The following is a 20,437-nucleotide window of genomic DNA, read 5'->3' as shown; positions in this document are numbered from 1 at the left end:
GTCTTTCGTCCGCTTCGGCACCCTCCACGACGCGCTGCCACGGCCGCAGGTAGGGCGGCAGCGGAGCGGGGCGGGGCGTCGGAAGGACGCCCCGCCCCGCTGTCCTGCCGGAGTCGGGGAGCTCAGTCGCGCGAGCGCGTCCGCAGCTCCTCGTAGGCACGCCGGACGACGTCCGCGCCCGGCTTGCCGTACACGCAGTAGTCGTCGTTCGCTGCCGCCTCGGCCTCGGCGTAGAGCGGCGACGGCCAGTCCCACAGGAAGTAGCCGGCGACCCAGGGCCGACGGGCGCAGGCGGCGAACATCTCCGCGAGCCAGGCCGCCTGGGCCTCACCCGACGGCGGCCCGGCGAGCGTCCAGTCGTTCGGTCTCTCCGGGGAGCCCTCGCGGCTCGGGCATCCGGCCTCGAGGAAGACGAACGGCTTGTCCTCGCGCGCGACGACGGCCTCGATCCGGTCGAGGTGGTGCTCCCACGTCCCGGCGGGGTAGTAGCCCGAGCTGCCGATCACGTCGACCACGTCCCACCAGGTGACGCGGTCCTCCTGGTACTTGTCGCAGTTGTACGTCACCAGGCCGTCGTAGACCTCGCGCACGGCCGCGACGAGGGCGCGCCACTGCGCGTCGCGCCCGTCGGCCCGCACCATCTCGCACCCGACGCAGAACATCTCCGCCCCCTCCTCGGCGGCGATGCGCGCGTGGCGCACGACGAACTCCGTGTACGACGCGAACCACTCGTCCCATGAGGGCTCGCCCGGGACGTCGTCGTCGAAGAAGCCGATGAACGCTCGCCACGTCCCGTCCGCGGAGTCGACCACCGGCTTGAGGCACACCTTCCAGCCTCGTGCCTTCGCCGCGCGGATCGCGGCGCGCACCTCGTCGTCGTTCACCGTCGGCTCGTCGCCGTAGCGGACCACGGTCGACTGCGGCGTGTCCTGCTTCGCGGAGAACGTCACGGCCACCCAGTCCACGCCGAGGCCCTGGAGCGCGTCCATGGAGCGTTCGGCGCCCGGACCGGTCCAGGTCCCGCGCACGCCCGTCCAACCCCAGGTCATGCCGGTCACGGGCGCCCCGGGGAACGGCGCGGGCCGCACCGGACCCTCGACCGCGCGCAGCTCGGCCCGCGTCGGCGGGTTCGCCCCTGCACGGGACACCGTGACCGACGCGGCGACCGCCGCGGACCGTGCCGCGGTCCGCACCGCCGCGTCCGACAGTCGGCGCAGGACGTCCGCGCCTCCCGGGCCCCGCACCCCGCGCGCCGCGAGCGCGTCGAGCAGCGCCCCCGTGAACGTGTCGCCCGCGCCGACGGTGTCGACGACGTCGACCGCGCGGCCCGGGACCTCGACCAGACGGCCGTCATGTCGGACGAGCGTCGCACCGTCGCCCCCACGCGTCACGACGACGAGGGCCGCGCCCCACGCCGACCAGCGGCGCGCGACGTCGAGCGGGTCGGTCCCCGGGGCGAACCAGGCGAGGTCCTCGTCGCTCACCTTGACGACGTCCGCGAGCGCGACGAGCTCCTCGACGCGGGCCCGGACCGCCGCGGGGTCGTCGACGAGCGCGGGACGCACGTTGGGGTCGTAGCAGACGACGGCGGTCCCGCGCGCCCGGCGCACGACGTCCCGGACGGCATCGGCCCCGGGCGGGAGCACGGCGGCGACGGAGCCGACGTGGACGATCCCCGCGTCACCGAGGTCGACGAGCCCGAGCTCCCACGCGAGGTCGAAGGTGTACGTCGCCTGCCCCTGGGCGTCCAGGGACACCGTCGCGGCCGACGTCCGGCCCGTCGAGGGCACGTTCGCGTCCACCTCCACGCCGCTCGCGGCGAGCCAGTCGCGGACCAGGGCGCCGCGCTCGTCGGGGGCGAGCACCGTGGCGAGCAACACCTCACGACCGAGCCGACCGAGCGTGAGCGCGACGTTCGCGGGACTCCCTCCGGGCAGGTCCCGGGTGGTTCCCGGACCGTCGGGGACGACGTCGACGAGAGCCTCACCGACCACGAGGAATCGCGTCACGAGGCCACCTGCCCGTCGTGGACGGCGCGCGCGATCGACGGGCCGAGCGGGAGCCGCGGCAGGAGCGTCGCCTGGACCGCGTGATACAGGTCGGGCTTTCCCGGCCACGTGGTCCCGGCGGGGCGGTTCGACGGATCGAGCTCGTGGTGCCACGATCCCCCGTCGTGGTCGACCACGAAGGTCACCGCGTAGTCCCACCAGGTCGCGTACAGGTCCGCGTACCGGACATCTCCCGTCCGTCGGTGCAGGGCGTCCGCGGCGGCGATCGCCTCGGCGACGACCCAGTGCATGCGCTCGCGCACGACGGGCGCACCGGACCAGTCGGTCGTGTAGACGAATCCGTCCGCGCCGTCCACGGCCCAGCCGTCGGCCACGGCCCGGTCGAACAGCGCGGTCGCCGTCGGGCGCAGGTCGGACGGCGCGAGCGTGCCCAGGGCGCCCTCGAGGTGCAGGAGGAGCCGGGACCACTCGAGCCCGTGCCCGACTGTCGCCCCGTAGGGCTTGAACGGGTCGGCGGGCCGGTCGGCGTTGAGCTCCAGGTCCGGCGTCCACGTGGCGTCGAAGTGCTCGGGCAGCCGGCCGTCGTGATCCCCGGCGAGTCGCACGACGAGCCGGGTCACGCGCGCGGCACGGTCGCGCCACGCGACGTCCCCGGTGGCGTCGGCGACGGCGAGCATCGCCTCGACCGCGTGCATGTTCGCGTTGAGTCCCCGGTACGGGTCGAGGACGGCGAACGACGCGTCCCACGTGTCGACGACCAGCCCGGTCGCGTCGTCCCAGAAGCGCTCGAGGAACACGGAGCACGCGTCCGTGAGCAGGGCGTGCGCGCCGGGCAGGCCGGCCAGGGTCGCGCTCGACGCGGCGAGCAGGACGAACGCGTGGTCGTACGCGGACTTTCCCGCGGCGAGATCGGGTGCGCCCTGCGCGTCGAGGGCGTGGAACCACCCGCCGTGCTCGGCGTCGCGCAGCGGTCCCAGCAGGCCGTCGAGGGCCCCGCGCGCGAGCGGCTCGCACCCGGGCACGCCCAGCATCGCACCGAGTGCGTAGACGTGGACGGTCCGGCACGTGATCCACGTCTGGACGCCCGCCTCCGGGTCGGGGGTCCCGGTCTCGTCGAGGTAGGCAGCCCCTCCCCCCGGCGCGACGACGTGACGCCCGAACCCGAGCAGAGTCCGCGTGTGCGCGTCGAGCCAGGCGACGTGCGTCTCGCGCTCGGTCCAGGCGAGCTCGTCGCTCACCCCGCCGCGTGGCCGGGGGTCGATCGCCGGCGCCGTCATGCGGGCACCGCCGTCCGGCGCACGACGAGCTGGTTGACGCTCCGCAGCACCCGAGGGTCCGCGAGCGCCGAGCGGTCCAGCGGGACCGGGGCCGTGACGCGGAACGTGACGCTCTCCCCCGCCAGCAGGTCGACGAGCGCGTCGTCGACCACGGCCTCCGGGTGGACCTTGTCCGCGAGGAGCGACAGCCCCCGCACGACGGTGTCGGTCGTGACGCGCACCCGTGCCCCGTCCTCCGTCGAGGTCACCTCGACGTGGAGCGCGGGGCTGCGCAGCGCGCTGTCGCGCGGCTCGGCGTAGAACCACGTCGCGCTCTGGTGACCGAGCGACGCGACGAGCAGCTCGCCGGCGGCATCGCCCGGGGCGGAGAGGTCGGTCGGCAGCGGGACCGTGGCCGTCTCGCGTGCCGCGACGTCGACGGGGATCTTCGCCGCCTCGATCTCGACCCCGTCGTAGCGGGTCCGCCGGACGACGAGGTCACCGCGCCACCGCTCGGCGGAGTCGTTGACGACCGCCACGACGAGCTGCCCGTCCTCCCCGCGCGGCTGGACGGTGACCAGTCGGTCGGCGAACGCGTGGCGCAGCGCGTGCAGCAACGGCTTCACGCGCCCGTCGCCGTCGACCGCGGCCCAGGACGTCACGGGCCAGCAGTCGTTGAGCTGCCAGACGACCGCACCCATGCAGCGCGGGCTCCAGGAGCGGTAGTGCTCGAGCGCCGTGCGCACGGCGGTCGCCTGGTTCCAGGACATGGCCCAGTGCCAGTCCTCCATCGCGTCCGGCAGCGGGACGTGTGCGACGAGCCCGTCCGTGAGCTTGTCGTTGCCCTGCATCGCCTTCTGGTGGACGAGCATCCCGGGCGACTCGGGCGTCAGGGGGTCGTCGCTGATCGCGCGCGTGAGGGTGGACCAGGTGGGAGGCCCCTGCCAGCCGAACTCGGCCATGAAGCGCGGCACGGTGTCGCGGTAGTGCGGCCAGTCCTGGCGGTTCCACAGCTCCCACTCGTGCATCGAGCCGTGCCGCGGGTCGTTCGGGTGCACGTCGAGGCTGCCCGACCACGGGCTCGACGGCGTGTACGCGCAGTCCGGGTCGAGCTCGGCGACCACGCGCGGCAACAGGTCGGTGTAGTACCCGAGCCCCCAGGTGCGGCCGTCGAGACGCTGCAGCCAGCTCCAGTCGTGGAAGCCCCAGATGTTCTCGTTGCTGCCGTTCCACAGCACGAGCGACGCGTGGTGCCCGAGGCGGGCGACGTTGTCGCGCACCTCCGCCTCGACCTCGGACCGCAGCGGTTCCTCCTCCGCGTAGGCCGCGCAGGCGAAGAGGAAGTCCTGCCAGGTGAGCAGGCCCCGCTCGTCGCACAGGTCGTAGAAGTCGTCCGACTCGTAGATCCCGCCACCCCACACGCGCAGGAGGTTCAGGTTCGCCGAGACCGCCTGGTCGATGCGTGCCGCGTACCGCTCGCGCGTCACCCGGTGCGGGAACGCGTCGTCCGGGATCCAGTTCGCCCCGCGGACCCAGACGGGCACGCCGTTCACGACGAACCGGAAGGACGTGCCGTCCTCGTCGGGCTCCATCTCGAGCGTCGCGGTGCGGAAGCCGAGGCGACGAGTGGACGCGTCGAGGGTCGCCCCCTCGCCCAGCAGCTCCACAGCGACGTCGTAGAGCGGCTGGTCGCCGTGCGTGCGTGGCCACCAGAGATCGACCTGCGGCACGACGACGTCGACCTCGGCCGTGCCGCCGTCGGCCGGCACCTGGACCCGGACCCCGGCGACGGACGCCGCGAGGGTGAGCGGCGCGAGACCGCGACCTGCGCCGGAGCGCTCGACCTCCACGACCGCGCGCACCCGGCCCGCCGTCGATGCCGTGGGCTCGCCGGGCTCGCCCGCGACCGTCGCGTGGACGCGCACCTGGGCGAGCCTCGCCACCGACCAGGACTCGAGGCGCACCGGACGCCAGATCCCGGACGTCGCCGTGTCGGGACCCCAGTCCCAGCCGAAGCTGCAGGCCATCTTGCGCATCGCGTTGAACGGGTGCTGGTTGACCTGCGGCCGGTAGCCCAGGAGCAGGCTCTGCCGGTCGGCGTACGGGACGGGGGCGGAGAACCGGACCACGAGCTCGTTCTCACCCTCGACGAGCAGCGGACCGACGTCGAACCGGTAGGTGCGGTGCATGTTCGTCGTCGTGCCCACCACCGTCCCGTTGAGCCGGACCTCCGCGACGGTGTCGAGTCCGTCGAAGACGAGGTCGTGCCGCTCGTGCCCGTCCGGGGACCACGCGAAGCGGGTGGTGTACGCCCAGTCGGTGCGACCGATCCACGCCTGGAGGCGCTCGTGGTCGTCGAGGTACGGGTCGTCGATCAGGCCTGCGGCGAGCAGGTCCGTGTGCACGCTCCCCGGGACCGTTGCCGGGACGTCGGAGACGGTCGTCCCCAGGGGAATCGCCCCCCCGACGGCGCTCACCGTCCAGCCCTCGTGCAGCTCGCGGCGGGTCGCCCTGAGGGCGGGTGTCTCGGTGAAGGTCACTTCGTGGCTCCTGCGGTCAGGCCGTTGTAGATGTGTCGCTGGAGAAGGAGGAAGGCGACCAGCGTCGGGACGATCACGAGGATCGTGCCGGCCGCGATGACCTCCCACTCCGACCCCGTCGGTCCCTTGAACCGGAAGAGGGTCGTCGAGATGACGCCGAGCTTGCTCGACGGCATGTAGAGGAACGGGATGTAGAACTCGTTGTAGATCGCGATGCCCTTGATGATGACGACGGTGGCGATCGCCGGCTTGAGCAGCGGGAAGATGATGCGCGCGTAGATCGTCAGGCGGTTCGCCCCGTCCAGCATCGCGGCCTCGTCGAGCGAGCGCGGTATGGAGCGCATGAACTGCAGGAAGATGTAGATCGCGATGATGTCCGTGCCCATGAAGAGCACGATCGCGGCCCAGCGGGTGTTGAAGAGCCCGAGGCCGTTGATGATCTGGAACGTCGCGACCTGCGTGGTGACCGCAGGGACGAGCGTCGCCAGCAGGAATCCGGCCATGACGACCTTCTTGCCGCGAAAGTCGAACCGGTCCACCGCGTACGCGGTCATGGTGCCGATGAGGATCGTCCCGGCAAGTGCGACGACGAGGATGATCATGGTGTTCACGAAGCCCGCGAGCATGTCGCTGTCCGTGAAGGCCCTCGTGAAGTTCGAGAGGTTGAACCAGTTCTGGGGGAGGTCGAGCGGACCGGTCGTCACGTACTCCTCGCGGGACTTGAAGGCCGCGAAGAAGATCGTGAGGATCGGGACGACGGCTGCCGCGCAGGCGACGACGAGGCTGATGTACTTCGCCGTCGTGGCCAGCGGGCCGGCGACGGGCGCGACGCCTCTCGAGAACCGGGCGACGGCCCCTCGCATCGTGTCCGCTGCGGTGATCCGGGTCGGCGCGGGTGCGGTGGGGGCGCTCATACCAGGTCTCCCTTCTCGTCCGGGAAGAGCTTTCGTTGGATCGCGCTGATCACGAGGACGATGATCAGCAGCACGACGGCCATCGCGGACGCGAGACCGACCTTGGAGTACCGGAACGCCGTGTCGACGGTCTGGATGACGAAGGTCTCGGAACCGTTCGCGCCCTTCGTCATGATGAAGGGGATCTCGAAGACCGAGAGCGCGCCCGAGACGGCGAGGATCAGGGACAGACCGACGATCTGCTTGATACCCGGGAAGATGATGTAGCGGAACTTCTGCCAGGACGTCGCGCCGTCGAGGTCCGCGGCCTCGTACACGTCGCCCGGGATCGCTTGGATGGCGCCGAGGAACAGCACGAAGTTGAGGCCTATGTAGCGCCATACGGACGTGCCCGCGAGCGAGTAGTTGACGATCGACGGGTCCCCGAGCCAGTGCGGCGTCTCCTGCACGCCCACGATCGCCAGCAAGGCGTCCAACGTCCCGTCCGGGCGGAAGAAGTAGAGGAAGACGAGGCCGATCGCCACGCCGTTCAGGAGGTACGGGAAGAAGATGACGCCCTTGAAGAAGTTCCGGAACCGCGTGCTGAAGCTGAGGATCGTCGCGAAGTAGAGCGCCAGCGCGAGCTGGACCAGAGCCCCGACCAGGTAGTAGAGGCTGACGAAGAAGACGCGGAACAGCTCGGGACGAGTGAAGATGTCGACGTAGTTCCTGAACCCGACGCCTTCCTTCACCGCGTCGAGACCGTCCCAGGAGGTGAAGCTGTACCAGATCATGTTCGCCACCGGCAGGTACGTGAACACGAGCAGCAGCCCGAGCGGGACGACGAGGAACAGCCACGGAGTGAGCGACCCGGACCGTCGCCTCGGCGGTCGGGAGGTAGCGCTCCGCTTGCGCGGCTCGGTCGGAGTCGCCACGGTCGGACTGGTCACAGCCATGTCATGCTCATTTCGGTCGAGACGGGCGTGAGACCCCCAGCGGGGCGGCCGGGGGCCTCACGCGTACCAGGACTCCTGCGTCAGCCGACGACGTTCGCGCGCGCGGCCGCCCAGCGGGAGTTGAGGTCGGCGAAGAAGGACTCCTTGTCGCCGTCCGCGGCGCCGCGGGCCACGTCGACCAGCTGCTTGCGGTACTTGTCTCCCCAGAGGTCGATCTCCGCCTCGTTGCTGATGTCGTTGTCCCACGTCTCCTCACCGGCAGGCGCCGGGGAGAGCTCGACCTGGTTGACGCCCAGGGCGTCGAACGTGGCCAGGTTGTCGGGCGCCGGGGCACCGACGACCGGCGAGATGCCGCCCTGCTCGGCCGCGAACGTCGACTCGTTCAGGAACCAGTCGACCCACGCCCGCGCGGCCGCCTTGTTCTCGGAGTGCTTCGAGATGCCGAGCTTGTAGTCGCCCGAGACGGTCGAGGTGAACGTGCCCTCGGTCTGCCACGGCATCGGCCAGAAGTCGATGTCGTCCGCGGACCCGCCGGCCGCCTCGGCCGCGTCCTGCATCTGGGGCACGGCCCACGAGCCGAGCACCATCGCGCCGACCTTGCCGGTGCCGAGGAGGGTCTTGGACTCCTCCCAGTTGGTGGTCGTGGGGTCCTCCTCCGTGACGCCCGCGGCGACGACGTCGTACAGCAGGCCGTCGATCGCGTACTGCTCGTTGCCCTCGGCCCACGGGTCGTCCTGCGCGGTCCGGAGGCTGACGGCGTCGGTCCCCGCGAGCGTCCCCTGGTTGTTCTGCCACTGCGTGAGCGGCCAGCCGTCCGCGTAGTTCGTGTAGTACGGGACCGCCTCGGTCCTCTCACCGATCTGCTGGAGGGCGTCGACGAACGCCTCGGGCGTCGTGGGCGGCTCGGTGATCCCGGCCGCCTCCCAGACCTTCGTGTTCACGACGTAGCCCATCGCGGTACCGAAGGTCGCGATGCCGTAGACGTCCCCGTCGTAGGCCTGCTCGTTGATGAAGCGGTACTCCTGCGAGAGCTCGTCGACGGTGCCGAGGGGCTCGAAGAACTGAGGGAGCTGGTCCTTGCTCACCGAGTTCGGGACGAGGAGCACGTCGCCGTAGTCCTGCGTGTTGAGGCGGATCGAGACGTCACCCTCGTAGTCGGTGATCGCCTCGAACTCGACCGTCACGCCCGGGTTCTCCGCCTGGAACAGGTCCGCGTAGTCCTGGAGCGTGGTGTCGACGATGTCCGTGCGGTTGGTCAGGACGGTGATGGTGCCCGAGAGCTCGCCGTGCTCCGCTCCGCCCCCCTCGCCCGGGCCGCTCGAACACGCGCCGAGGGCCAGCGTCAGCGCTGTCACGGCCAGCACGGCGGCGGTCTGCTTCCTTGCCATGTCGTTCCACTCCTTGGTCGTCGTTGACGTCGCGTGCGACGAGCCCACGTACCGGGCATCACTGGCGACACAACAAGTGAAGCGCTTAAGTTCTCGTAAGTCCAACCCCGCCCCGTAACGAACTGATATCGGCGCGGAAGCTCCGCCAGAGACCGGTGAAGCGCGTCAGGAGGAGCGGCGTGCCGTCGTCCCGCGTGGCCGCAGCGTCGGCGTGGAGTCGAGGAAGCTCCCCCCGGCCTTCCCCTCGATCCGGTCGAACAGGCGACGGGCGACGTGTGCGCCGTACCGCGTGACGTCGTGGCTCAGCGCGGACAGCCGAGGAAACGTCGCCTCGCACAGCGGTGAGTCGTCCCACGCGATCATCGACACCTCCTGCGGCACCCGGACACCGATCTCGCTCGCGACCCCCAGCCCCGCGACCGCCATGACGTCGTTGTCGTAGATGATCCCCGTCGGCCGGTCCGCGCTCGTGAGGAGCGTCCGCGTCGCCACTGCCCCCTGGACGGCCGAGTAGTCCGTGCGCACGACCGTTCCCTCCGCGCCCAGCGCCGCGATCTCCTCGCGGAACGCCGCGTCGCGGATCCCCGTGTGCCCGAACCCCTCCAGACCCGCGACCCGGGCGATCCGGCGGTGCCCGACGGCGTGCAGGTAACGCACCGACTCACGCATCGCCGCGGCGTCGTCCGTCCACACGCTCGGCAGACCGCCCGCGAGCGCCGGGTCCCCCACCACGACCGCGGGAAGCGCCTCGGGCTCGGAGAACATCGCGATCCGCGGGTCGTCGACGCTCGGGTCGACGAGGATCACCCCGTCGACACGACGTGCCGCGCGCCACGCACGGTACGCCCGCAGCTCGGTCTCCTGATCCGGGACGACCTGCAGGAGCAGCGCGTACGACCGCTTCGACAGCTCGGACTCGATGCCCGCGAGGAACTGCATGTAGAACGACTCGACCCCGAGCATCCCGGGGTCACGCGCCAGGACCAGTCCGACGGTCTCCGTCCGTGCCCCGGAGAGGGAGCGCGCGGCCGAGCTCGGCGCCCAGCCCAGGTCGGCCGCGATCCCCAGGATCCGGGCCCGGGTCGCCTCCGACACGCCGGGCCGGTTGTTCAGCGCGTACGACACCGCACCCGTCGAGACCCCGGCCTCCCGGGCGATGTCCGCGATGGTGATCCTTGCCACGGCACTCCTTCCTCCGGGTCGCGAGCCTACTGCGACCACCCGGCGAGCCCGTCGCGTGGCGGTGCCGTAGACGTGGAAAGGTTGGCCCATGACCGGGTCCGCCGCATCCCCCGCCCCGCCCCCCGTCGTCGTGCCGCCGGACGCGCTCGCCGCCGCGGCGGCGGGGCGCACGTTCGACCCGCACGCCGTGCTCGGCCCGCACCTGGCGCCCGACGCCGGCGACGCGCGCGCCGTCGTCCGGGTGCTGCGCCCGCTCGCCGACGAGGTCGTCGTCGTCACGACCGACGGCGAGCACGCGGCCGCGCACGAGCAGGACGGGGTGTGGGCCGCCGTCGTCCCGGTGCACCAGGACGCCGACGGCACCCGGCACGCCCCCGACTACCGCGTCCGGGCGCGCTACGGCCACGAGGCCACGACCGCCGACGACCCCTACCGCTTCCTGCCCACCCTCGGCGAGGTGGACCTCCACCTCCTCCGGGAGGGGCGGCACGAGGAGCTGTGGCGCGTCCTCGGGGCCAACCTGCGCACGTACCCCAGCGCGCTCGGCGACACCACGGGCACGGCGTTCGCCGTCTGGGCGCCCAACGCGCGCGCGGTCCGCGTCATCGGCGACTTCAACGGCTGGGGAGCGACCCACCCGATGCGCTCGCTCGGCTCGACCGGCGTCTGGGAGCTGTTCGTGCCGGGCGTGGGCGCAGGCGCGCGCTACAAGTACGAGATCCTCGGCCCTGACGGGTCGTGGCGGCAGAAGGCGGACCCGCTCGCCAAGGCGGCGGAGGTGCCGCCCGCCACGGCGAGCATCGTCGTGGAGTCGCAGTTCGCGTGGACCGACGACGCGTGGCTCGCCGCGCGCGCCGCCCACGACCCGCACACGCAGCCTCTCAGCATCTACGAGGTGCACCTCGGGTCGTGGCGGCAGGGCCTGTCGTACCGCGACCTCGCCGAGCAGCTCACCGCGTACGTCGTCGAGCAGGGATTCACGCACGTCGAGCTCCTGCCTGTCGCCGAGCACCCGTTCGGCGGGTCGTGGGGCTACCAGGTCACGGGCTACTACGCCCCGACGTCACGCTTCGGCCACCCCGACGACTTCCGCTACCTGGTCGACCGCCTGCACGCCGCCGGGATCGGCGTCGTCGTCGACTGGGTGCCCGCGCACTTCCCGCGCGACGAGTGGGCCCTCGCCCGCTTCGACGGCACGCCCTGCTACGAGCACGCCGACCCGCTGCGCGGCGAGCAGCCCGACTGGGGCACGTACGTCTTCGACTTCGGCCGCAACGAGGTCCGCAACTTCCTCGTCGCCAACGCGACCTACTGGCTCGAGGAGTTCCACGTCGACGCGCTGCGCGTCGACGCCGTCGCCTCCATGCTCTACCTGGACTACTCGCGCGGCCCCGGCCAGTGGCACCCCAACGTGCACGGCGGGCGCGAGAACCTCGAGGCCATCGCGTTCCTCCAGGAGGCCAACGCCACCGCCTACCGGCGCACGCCCGGCGTCATGATGATCGCCGAGGAGTCGACGGCGTGGCCCGGCGTGACCCGGCCGACGTCGGCCGGGGGCCTCGGGTTCGGGCTCAAGTGGAACATGGGCTGGATGAACGACTCCCTGCGCTACGTCGCCGAGGAGCCCATCAACCGCCGCTACCACCACCACGAGATCACCTTCTCGATGGTCTACGCGTACTCCGAGCAGTTCGTGCTGCCCATCAGCCACGACGAGGTCGTGCACGGCAAGGGCTCGCTCTACGGCAAGATGCCCGGCGACGACTGGCAGAAGCGCGCCGGAGTCCGCGCGTTCCTCGCCTACCAGTGGTCGCACCCCGGCAAGCAGCTCCTCTTCATGGGCAGCGAGATCGGCCAGCACTCCGAGTGGAACGAGGGCCGCTCGCTCGACTGGGACGGCCTCGCCGCCGACCCCGGGCGGCAGGGCGTCCAGCGCGCCGTGCGCGACCTCAACGCGCTCTACCGTGCGACCCCCGCGCTCTGGGAGCTCGACCACGACCCCGCCGGCTTCGAGTGGCTGGACGCCGACGACGCCGACCACAACGTCCTCGCCTACGTGCGCCGCGGCCGCGACGGGGGTGAGGTTGCCGTCGTCGTGAACTTCGCCGGGACGCCGCACGAGGGCTACCGCGTCGCGCTGCCGTCCGGCGGGGCGTGGCGCGAGGTGCTCAACACCGACGCGGAGGTGTACGGCGGGTCCGGCGTCGGCAACCTCGGCGAGGTCGAGGCGGAGGCCGTGCCGTGGAAGGGTCGCGCGCACTCCGCGACCCTGCGCCTGCCCCCGCTCGGCGCGCTGTACCTCGTCCCGTCATCGAGGTAGCCGCTGGTCGCCCGGGTGCGTGGACGTGGTCGCCCTGGGTGGTGGGTGGGGTGGTGGCGCCGGGTCTACCATCCGCCGCTCGTCCCTCGCGGCTCCCGCCAGGCCCGCCACGACCCGGCGCCACCACCCCACCCACCCGGCTTCGTCTCGCCTTCTGCGCCGCCTCCTCAGCGCGACGGCGGCCGGTCACCGTGGGTGACCGGCCGCCGATCGTCCGTGTTCGGGTGCAGGTGCAGGTGCAGGTGCGTCAGTAGAGGCTGATCGCGAGGCGCTGGCGGGCCTTGCCGACGCGGGGGTCGGTGGGGCCGACGACCTCGAAGTAGTCGAGGAGGCGCACGCGCAGCTTCTCCTTGGCGTCGGCGTCGGCTCCGGGCAGGAGGTCGAGCAGGCGGCCGAGCGCGTCGTCGACGTGACCGCCGAGGATGTCGAGGTCGGCGATGGCGAGCTGGGCGTCGACGTCCTGCGGTGCGGCGGCAGCCGCGGCGCGGACCGTCGCGAGGTCGGCGTCGCGCGTCCGCCGGAGGAGGCGGACCTGGGCGAGGCCGGCGACGGCGAGCGCGTCGCGCGGGTCCTGCTTGATCGCCTTCTCGTAGGCCGCGACGGCGGCGTCGAGGTCGTCACGCTCGATCGCGTCGTACGCCTCCTGGTGCAGCGGCGGGAGCTCGGGCTCGGGCTCCGGGGCCGGCTCGGCGGGCGCCGGCTCGCCGTCGCCGCCCTGGGACGGCGCCCGGCCGGTGACGCCGTTCGCCTCGGCGGCCTGGAGCACCTGGTCGATCACCGAGCGCACCTGCTCCACGGGCGCGGCGCCCTGGAACAGCGGCACCGGCTGGCCCTGGAGGATCGCGACGACGGTCGGGACGCCCTGGACCTGGAACGCGGCGGTGATCTGCGGGTACGCCTGGGCGTCGACGCGGGCCAGGAGGAAGCGGCCGGCGTACTCGTCGGCCAGCGCGCCGAGGTCCGTGCCGAGCTGGGCGTTCGCCTGGTCGGTCGGGATCCAGAGCAGGACCACGACCGGGTACTGCGTCGAGTCCTGGACGAGCTGTCCGAACGTCTCGTCCGTGACGTCGACGACATAGCCTCCGGCCGCGGGCGCGCCGCCCTCCTCCCCCGGCGGCGGGGACTGCGGCCGGTTCAGCGCGGACAGGTCGACCGCTCCGCGCACGTCGAACGCGGGCTGCTGGGTAGGTTCGCTCATGGACGCAATCCTAGGGAGGGTCAGCTGTTCGCGACGGACGTCGCGACGTGCTCGTTGCCCACGACGCGGATCTTCTCCTCCGACCCGGCGGGCGGGACGTAGAGCGCGACGACGTCCTGGTACCCGACCTTGAGCACGTTCGTCGGGGTCTTGTCGCCGTAGAGCGCCTTGATCGTCTCGGTGTCGGGCGGGACCTGGGCCCCCTCCTCCGCCGTCATCGACTCCGCCGACGTCATGGCTCCGACCACGAGCGCGCCCCCGTCCGCAGTGCGGACCGCGCGGACCTGCTCGTCGGCGTCCGGGGTGAACGTCAGCGCGTACTTGCCGGCCGCGGGCTCGAGCGCCGTGGTCCAGGCCTGGGCGCGCTCGGTGAGCAGCGTCCGGAAGGAGTCGTCCTCGAATGCCTCGGCGTAGCCGGAGCCCGTCCCGAGGTTGAGCACGTCGGCGTACTGCGCGACGGCGTCCGTGGGCGTGACGAGGAGGCTCGAGTCGTCGGGCGCGACGGCCTCGCTCCCGATGCTCGGGTCGGCGAAGCTCGGCATGGTCACGCCGGGGAGCAGCCGGACCCACGCCCAGAGCTGGTACGGGTCGCGAGCGCCGGCCTGCTCGAGCACGGACAGGCGAGGCGTCTGCAGGCTCTCGGGCTGGACGCTCACGGCGTACGAGGTGCGGGGCCAGGTCTGCGTCGTCGGGATGACGACCTGCTGGGCCTCGGTCGGCAGCTCGGTCACGAGGTCCGCGTTGCCGCGCGCCGCCGCGACCGCGAGCTGGCTCGTGCGGATGGCGAGCGCCGGGCCGGTGACGCGGCCCTCGAGCTGCTTCGGGTCGTTCGCCTCGCTCGCCGCGGCGAGCGCGGAGGCGACCGCGTCGAGCACCACGGTCTCCTGCGCCTCGGAGAGGACGGGAGGCGCCGGGTCCTGGGTCGGGTCGGGCTGCGCCGTCGGCAGCGGGGCGGAGCAGGCGGCGAGCAGGAGCGCGCCGACCAGACCGCCGGCCACCCCGGCGAGGTGACGGCGCGCGCCGCGGGGGCGTGCCGTGTCGCGGGTGGTGCTGATCATCGGGTGCTGTCCTTCGTCTCGTCCGTGTCGCGCTGCGGGTCGGGCGCCTCGCTCGTCCCCGTGCTGCCCGGCGTGAATCCCCACGCCCGACGCCAGGCGTCGGCACGCGTCGTCGCGCTGTCCTGGGTGGTCGGGTGCCCGTCCGCCGCGTCGACGGCCGGCTGCGCCGCGGTCTTGGGCCGCCGCTCGCCCCGCGCGACGATCGGGATCTGGCCGGTGAGCCACGCGCGCCGCGGCTTCTGGGCGCGGGACTGCTGCTGGGCGAGACGGTCCGCCTCCTCGCGCTCGCGCAGCTCGCGCCGCGTGAGCATGCGCACCTGCGCGGTGTCGGTCGGCACCTCGCCGTCGGACGCGTCGTCGTCGCGATCGCCCGACGACGTTCCCGGCGCGGCCGCGGCCGGGGCGACCGCCGGAGTGGCTGACGTCGCGGTGCCGCGCCCCGACGGGCCGCGGCGCTTCGGTCGCATGCTCGCCGCGCCGATGCCGAGGCCCAGGAGGATGAGGACCGCACCGCCGATGACGCCCGGCCACAGGAACGGGGTCTCGACCTGGCGCGGCCAGGAGAGCTCGAGCGTCGGGGCGACGGCACCCTCCCCGACGCCGGCCACGAGCAGCTGCCAGCGGCCGGGCTGGTCTGACCAGCGCAGGCTCGCCGAGCCCGCGCCCGTCGACTCCTCGAACCACATGTCCGACCCGGCGGGGTCGACGCCGACGACGGCGGTCTCGGCCGGCGTCTCGCCCTCGGCGGGGGTCTCGCCGTCCGCCGGGGTCTCCCCCTCGGCGGCCTCACCCTCGGCAGGCGTCTCGGCCTCGGCGGGCGCGTCCTCGGCCGGGGTCTCCCCCTCGGCGGGGCTCTCGCCCTCCGCGGGCGTCTCGCCCTCGGCGGGCTCCTCCGCGGCGGCCGGCTCGGCCGCGCGGGTCGCGAGCGCGTCCCAGTCGCTGAGCCCGGTGACGACGCCGTGGGCGTCCTCCCCGACCCAGCCGGTCACGTCGACCTCGCGCCCGATCGCGAGGGTGACCTGCTGCTCGCCCGGTGCCGTGGCACGGATCGTCACGTCCTCGGCCACGAGGTCCAGGACCCCGGGCTCGGTGACGAGCATGGTGCCGTCCCCCGTGTAGGCCGTGGTCGCCACGACCGTGTCGCTGTCCCGCCACACCGTGGCGGACGCGACGCCGAGGCCGACGGCCACCAGCCCTCCCACGAGCAGGAGGGCGGCGATGATTCGTTGCAGCACCGAGCTTCCCTTCGTCGATCGACGTTCCAGAATAGGTGCGAAACCCCTCGTCGATCGACCGCGGGGGATCGGGCGCGGATCCTCACGATCCGTTCACGAGGCCCTCTCCCCACGGTCCCACGCTCGTCAGCCGACCTTCAGGGAGGGCGCGCGCGACGCCGCCGGACCGGCCTGCCCCTCGCCCTGCGCCGTCCGTCCCGCAGCACTGCGACCATCGTCTCACCTGCTCCAATCCGGGTATTCAGGACAGCCCGATCCCCGTATCCTGGTCGGAGCACGGCGGGGCCGTGGCACGACCGCCGCGCCCTCCCTCCTCGCGAGGGACGCCGCCCGGCGGCGGACGCCGCGACGAACCAGCACCGGAGGTCATCGACGTGTCCGACGAGCGCACGCTCTTCCCCATCACGATGCGCGGCTACGACCGCGTCCAGGTCGAGGCCCAGCTCGCCAAGCTGGAGAAGGCCGTGGAGGACGCGCGCTCGCGCGTCGAGGCCGCGGACGCCCGCGCCATGCAGCTCACGAGCGAGCTCTCCGACGCGCAGCGGCAGCTCCGCGAGGCCGAACGCCCCTCGTACGCCGGCCTCGGCTCCCGCATCGAGCAGCTCATGCGCTCCGCGGAGGAGCAGTCCGCGGACATCCTCTCCCAGGCCAACGCCCAGGCCGCCGACATCATGGCGCGTGCCAAGCTGTCGGCCGGGCAGGTGCGCTCCCGCGCCGAGAACGAGGTCGCCGAGCTCCTCAACAGCGCGCGGCTCGAGTCCGAGGAGATCCGCGCCACGAGCGCCTCGGAGGCCGAGGGCACGCTGCTCAGCGCGCAGCGCCGGGCCGAGGAGTTCGTCGGCTCCGCCGAGCGCGAGGCCGCGCGCATCCAGAGCGCCATCGCCACCGAGGAGAGCGAGCGCCGCGCGTCGCTCGAGCGCGAGCTCGGGACGCTGAAGGCGACGGCGGAGCGCGAGACGACGGAGCTGCGCGTCACCACCGAGCGCGAGGCCGCCGAGCTGCGCGCCCGTGTGGCGGCGGAGACCGCCGCCCAGCGCGAGTCCGCCGAGCGCGAGTCCGCCGAGCTCCTGGAGAACGCGCGCCGCGAGGCGCAGCGCCAGGTCGACGAGGCGCAGCGCAAGGCGACCGAGGCCGCCAACGCGGTCACGTCGGAGATGGAGGAGCTGCGCGACAAGGCCCGCACCGCCCTCGCCGACGCCGAGCTCGAGGTCGTGCGCCGCCGCGAGGAGGCGGAGCGCGAGAACGCGGAGCGGCACGCCGCCGCCAAGGCCGAGACGGAGAAGCTGGTCTCCACGGCAGAGGAGCACGCGGCGGAGGCCGAGAAGCGCGTCGCGCTCGCGCTGGAGCAGGCCGAGAAGGTCCGCCGGGAGTCCGACGCGTACGTCAAGGACCTCATGTCGACGGCCCGTCGCAACGCCGACCAGATCGTCGCCGAGGCGCGGTCGTTCGCGGACCAGACGGTGAGCGACGCGAAGGCGGAGGCCGAGCAGCAGCGCAACGTGGCCCAGCGCCAGCTCGAGGACCTCACGCGCCAGCACGACTCGATCAACACCTACCTCGACGAGCTGCGGGGGCTCCTCGGCGGCGAGGCCGAGGCCGCGAAGGCTCCCGCCACGAAGAAGCCGGCCGTGCCCGCGGGCACGCCCGCGCAGCAGGCGCGGGCGGCGACGCTCATGACGGCGGAGTTCCCGGTCGTCGCCGAGGAGCCGGCCCAGCAGGACCGGTCGGGCGCCTCGACGAAGCGTGGCTCGGCCGGTCAGGCGAAGGCCGAGGTCGAGTCCGAGTCCGAGTCCGACGCCCCCGCGCCGGCCTGACCGGTGTCCTCCGCGGACCCCTCGGGCCGCACCGGTTCCGCTGCCGACGACTGGCGTCGGCAGCGGACCGAGGCCGCCGCGCACCAGCAACGCGAGCTCGACCGCCAGCGGGCGCGGGAGAGCGCCGCAGCGCGCGCGCTCCTCGCCGAGTTCGTGGTGCGCGCTCGTGAGCGCGGCCTCGCGCCCGAGCCGCTGCGTGCCCGGTCGTTCGACGGCAGCGCCACGTACCGGACCCCGCTCAAGGGCTGGTACCTGCGCCGCAACCGCAGCGTCGCCGTCGGCGAGGACGGGGAGTTCTACGTCCTCGGGGTGCCCGGCACCGTGCTGGGGCGGCTGCGCGGGGTGGACGTCGAGCCGTCGGACCCGCCGCTCGTGCTGGGCAAGGGCGGCCGGGACGGCGAGTCGATCGACCTCGCGGACGCGCTCGCGCTGGTGCTCGACAGGCGCTGACCGACGGCGGCCCCGGCACGCCGGGGACGGCCCGCCCGGTCAGGCTGCGGCGCGGGCCAGGAGGTCGGCCAGGGCGTCTGCGACGGCCGCCGGGTCCTCGACCGCGCTCATGTGCCCGGCGCCGGGCACGAGGACCAGCTGCGCGTCGGGCGCGGCGTCGGCCATGTGCTCCGCCTCGGCCGCGGGCGTGATCGCGTCCTCCTCCCCCACGACGACGGCCACCGGGCCGGCGAACGCCTCGAGGACGTGGGTGCGGTCCGGCCGGGCCGCCATCGCGCGCTGCGACCACGCGACGCCGTCGGGCCGCTGGCCGCGGATCCACTCCTCGAGCCTCGCGGTGAGGTGCCTGCGCACGGCCTTGCTCGTCTCGCCGAGCATCACGCCCGGCATGCCGAGGACGGCGTCGACGGTCTGGGACCGCGCGGCGTCGTCCGCGATGCGTAGCCTGTTGGCGGCGGCCTCGTCGGTGTCGGCCGTCGACTTGGTGTCCACGAGCCCGAGGCCGGCCACCAGGTCGGGGTGCCGCTCCGCGAGCGCGAGGGCGACGTAACCCCCCATCGACAGCCCGGCGACGACCGCGCGCGTGATCCCCGCCGCGGTGAGCGCGGCGGCGGTGGCGTCGGCGGCGGCGTCGATGGACGCCGGACCGCCCGCCAGCGGGCTCGCACCGAGCCCCGGGAGGTCGACGGCGACGACGGTGGGGTCGCCCGGCAGCGCGGCCGCGACGTCGGCCCACATGCGGTGGTCCAGGGGGAAGCCGTGCAGCAGCACGAGCGGGGTCCCGTACCCCTCGCGCAGCGTGAAGGTCTCGAGCGGGGCCGTCGTCACGTCGTCCTCCTCAGGTCGCGCCTCGGTCGTCGTCCGGTCTCGTCCCACCGTGCCACGGCTTCGCCCGTCCCGCCGGGGTGTCAGTCGTCGACGCCGTCCGACCGGCTCGCGTCGTAGCTCGCCTGGTCGGAGTCGGCGGTGTCGCGCTCGGCCGTCACGGCCCCGGTCCCGTCGCCGGACCATTCGGTCGGCAGCGGCAGCGGGAACCCGGGCCGGACGTGGCCGACGATCTCGTCGAGCACACGCCGCACGGACGGCTCCCCCACCCACAGGTGCTTGGCGCCGTCGACGCCGATCACCTCGGCGTTGCGCACGCGCGCGAAGCGTCGCCGCGCCTCGTCGGGGCGCAGGTAGTCGTCGAGCTCGGGCACGAGCACCACGAGCGGCTTGCCGAACGCGTCCCACCGGTCGAGGTCCTCGTCCGTCGCGCGGTGCAGCGGCGGCGACAGCAGGATCGCGCCCTCCACGGCCGGGTCGGTCCCGTGCTTGAGCGCGAGCTCCGTCCCGAACGACCACCCGACGAGCCAGCGGTGCGGGAGATCGCGGAACTCCGCGAGCTCGATGGCCGCGGCGACGTCGAAGCGCTCGGCGTCGCCGCCGTCGAACGTCCCCTCGCTCGTCCCGCGCGGCGACGACGTCCCGCGCGTGTTGAACCGCAGCACCGCGAGGTCCGCCAGGGCAGGCAGGCGCCACGCCGCCTTCCGGTACACGTGCGAGTCCATGTAGCCGCCGTGCGTCGGCAGCGGGTGCAGGGTCACGAGGGTCGCGGCAGGGTCGCGGTCCGCGGGGAGCGCGAGCTCGCCGACGAGCGTCAGCCCGTCCGCCGTGTGCAGCTCGACGTCCTCGCGCCGTGCGGGCAGGACCGTCAGGGACCGGATGGGGGTCGGACCGGCCGGTGCGTCGGCTCCGGCGGGCGTGGGATCGGGTGCGGTGCTCATCAGGGTCGAGCCTAGTTTGTCCACGCGGACCACTACCGCGGGCGACGGCGCCCACGCGCCTGCCAGCACGACGTGTGCCAGTGCCGGCGGTGGTCGAGCGCCGTCTCGGCGCCGAAGAACGAGTCCTCCTGCCACGCCACGACGTGGCCCGTCCCGGGCGGGATCTCCTGGTTGCACCCCGGGCACAGGTACGTCTTGGACCCGCCGCGCACGGTCCGGACCTGCCACTCGCCGTCGGCCCCGGACTCGCGCCGCGCGCCGCCGAGGGCACGGTCCAGGTCGAGGGGCGCGGGCTCCGCTCCCCAGGGTCGCTTGCGGGACGGTCGACGGGACGGCATGCGCCCATTCTCCCCCGGGCGCCGCGCGCGGGGG

General features: G+C 73.3%; 16 protein-coding genes. 3 read left to right on the top strand and 13 right to left on the bottom strand.

All coding sequences use genetic code 11. The features are described from left to right. Positions 1-122: 122 nt before the first annotated feature. The 7 genes from CCE02nite_RS21220 to CCE02nite_RS09250 form a co-directional block, all read right to left on the bottom strand. On the bottom strand, positions 123-2,009 hold the full coding sequence (locus CCE02nite_RS21220; RefSeq protein WP_308463690.1) for a PfkB family carbohydrate kinase: 1,887 nt from the start codon (positions 2,007-2,009) through the stop codon (positions 123-125). Continuing rightward, complete coding sequence (locus CCE02nite_RS09275; RefSeq protein ID WP_141389356.1) at positions 2,006-3,286, bottom strand: AGE family epimerase/isomerase; 1,281 nt, start codon at positions 3,284-3,286, stop codon at positions 2,006-2,008. Before CCE02nite_RS09275 ends, CCE02nite_RS21220 begins: the two co-directional genes overlap by 4 nt. Next, positions 3,283-5,805: a glycoside hydrolase family 2 protein gene (locus CCE02nite_RS09270; RefSeq protein ID WP_141389355.1), complete on the bottom strand. Its 2,523-nt coding sequence runs from the start codon at positions 5,803-5,805 to the stop codon at positions 3,283-3,285. Before CCE02nite_RS09270 ends, CCE02nite_RS09275 begins: the two co-directional genes overlap by 4 nt. After that, positions 5,802-6,668: a carbohydrate ABC transporter permease gene (locus CCE02nite_RS09265; protein WP_141389395.1), complete on the bottom strand. Its 867-nt coding sequence runs from the start codon at positions 6,666-6,668 to the stop codon at positions 5,802-5,804. Before CCE02nite_RS09265 ends, CCE02nite_RS09270 begins: the two co-directional genes overlap by 4 nt. A 47-nt stretch (positions 6,669-6,715) precedes the next feature. Next, on the bottom strand, positions 6,716-7,633 hold the full coding sequence (locus CCE02nite_RS09260; protein ID WP_255318754.1) for a carbohydrate ABC transporter permease: 918 nt from the start codon (positions 7,631-7,633) through the stop codon (positions 6,716-6,718). A gap of 101 nt (positions 7,634-7,734) precedes the next feature. After that, positions 7,735-9,042 carry an ABC transporter substrate-binding protein gene (locus tag CCE02nite_RS09255; protein WP_141389353.1) on the bottom strand — a complete coding sequence of 436 codons (1,308 nt, stop codon included), beginning with the start codon at positions 9,040-9,042 and terminating at the stop codon, positions 7,735-7,737. Positions 9,043-9,207: 165 nt separating this feature from the next. After that, positions 9,208-10,224, bottom strand: a complete 1,017-nt coding sequence (locus CCE02nite_RS09250; protein WP_141389352.1) for a LacI family DNA-binding transcriptional regulator — start codon at positions 10,222-10,224, stop codon at positions 9,208-9,210. A gap of 88 nt (positions 10,225-10,312) precedes the next feature. Between CCE02nite_RS09250 and glgB the strand changes: the two genes are divergently transcribed. Beyond that, positions 10,313-12,544 (top strand): 1,4-alpha-glucan branching protein GlgB, encoded by a 2,232-nt coding sequence (gene glgB / locus CCE02nite_RS09245; RefSeq protein ID WP_141389351.1) that lies wholly within the window; start codon positions 10,313-10,315, stop codon positions 12,542-12,544. A gap of 247 nt (positions 12,545-12,791) precedes the next feature. Here the strand turns inward: glgB and CCE02nite_RS09240 are convergent, their stop codons facing one another. The 3 genes from CCE02nite_RS09240 to CCE02nite_RS09230 are packed head-to-tail and all read right to left on the bottom strand — an operon-like array spanning position 12,792 to position 16,035. After that, complete coding sequence (locus CCE02nite_RS09240) at positions 12,792-13,742, bottom strand: tetratricopeptide repeat protein (RefSeq protein ID WP_141389350.1); 951 nt, start codon at positions 13,740-13,742, stop codon at positions 12,792-12,794. Between the two features lie 20 nt (positions 13,743-13,762). After that, positions 13,763-14,800, bottom strand: a complete 1,038-nt coding sequence (locus CCE02nite_RS09235) for a DUF8094 domain-containing protein (RefSeq protein WP_141389349.1) — start codon at positions 14,798-14,800, stop codon at positions 13,763-13,765. Further along, positions 14,797-16,035 (bottom strand): hypothetical protein, encoded by a 1,239-nt coding sequence (locus tag CCE02nite_RS09230; protein ID WP_141389348.1) that lies wholly within the window; start codon positions 16,033-16,035, stop codon positions 14,797-14,799. Before CCE02nite_RS09230 ends, CCE02nite_RS09235 begins: the two co-directional genes overlap by 4 nt. A 374-nt stretch (positions 16,036-16,409) precedes the next feature. On the opposite strand from CCE02nite_RS09230, the gene CCE02nite_RS09225 reads away from it, so the two are divergent. Both CCE02nite_RS09225 and CCE02nite_RS09220 read left to right on the top strand, forming a co-directional pair. Next, the gene (locus CCE02nite_RS09225; RefSeq protein WP_141389347.1) at positions 16,410-17,849 is read left to right on the top strand and encodes a coiled-coil domain-containing protein; all 1,440 of its coding nucleotides are present in this window, start codon (positions 16,410-16,412) and stop codon (positions 17,847-17,849) included. Positions 17,850-17,852: 3 nt separating this feature from the next. Next, entirely contained in the window at positions 17,853-18,299 is a 447-nt protein-coding gene (locus CCE02nite_RS09220) for a hypothetical protein (protein WP_141389346.1), read from the top strand. Between the two features lie 39 nt (positions 18,300-18,338). On the opposite strand, the gene CCE02nite_RS09215 is transcribed toward CCE02nite_RS09220, so the two are convergent. The 3 genes from CCE02nite_RS09215 to CCE02nite_RS09205 form a co-directional block, all read right to left on the bottom strand. Further along, a complete protein-coding gene (locus CCE02nite_RS09215) occupies positions 18,339-19,127 on the bottom strand; it encodes an alpha/beta fold hydrolase (RefSeq protein WP_255318753.1) in 789 nt (262 codons plus the stop codon). An 80-nt stretch (positions 19,128-19,207) separates the two neighbouring features. Then, positions 19,208-20,065 (bottom strand): alpha/beta hydrolase, encoded by an 858-nt coding sequence (locus CCE02nite_RS09210; RefSeq protein WP_255318752.1) that lies wholly within the window; start codon positions 20,063-20,065, stop codon positions 19,208-19,210. Between the two features lie 32 nt (positions 20,066-20,097). Then, a complete protein-coding gene (locus CCE02nite_RS09205) occupies positions 20,098-20,403 on the bottom strand; it encodes an Rv1322 family protein (RefSeq protein ID WP_047232918.1) in 306 nt (101 codons plus the stop codon). Positions 20,404-20,437 lie beyond the last annotated feature (34 nt).

Origin of the sequence: Cellulosimicrobium cellulans (genome assembly GCF_006539945.1) — a bacterium.
Classification (GTDB): domain Bacteria; phylum Actinomycetota; class Actinomycetes; order Actinomycetales; family Cellulomonadaceae; genus Cellulosimicrobium; species Cellulosimicrobium cellulans.
This window is presented reverse-complemented; position numbering and strand designations above follow the sequence as displayed.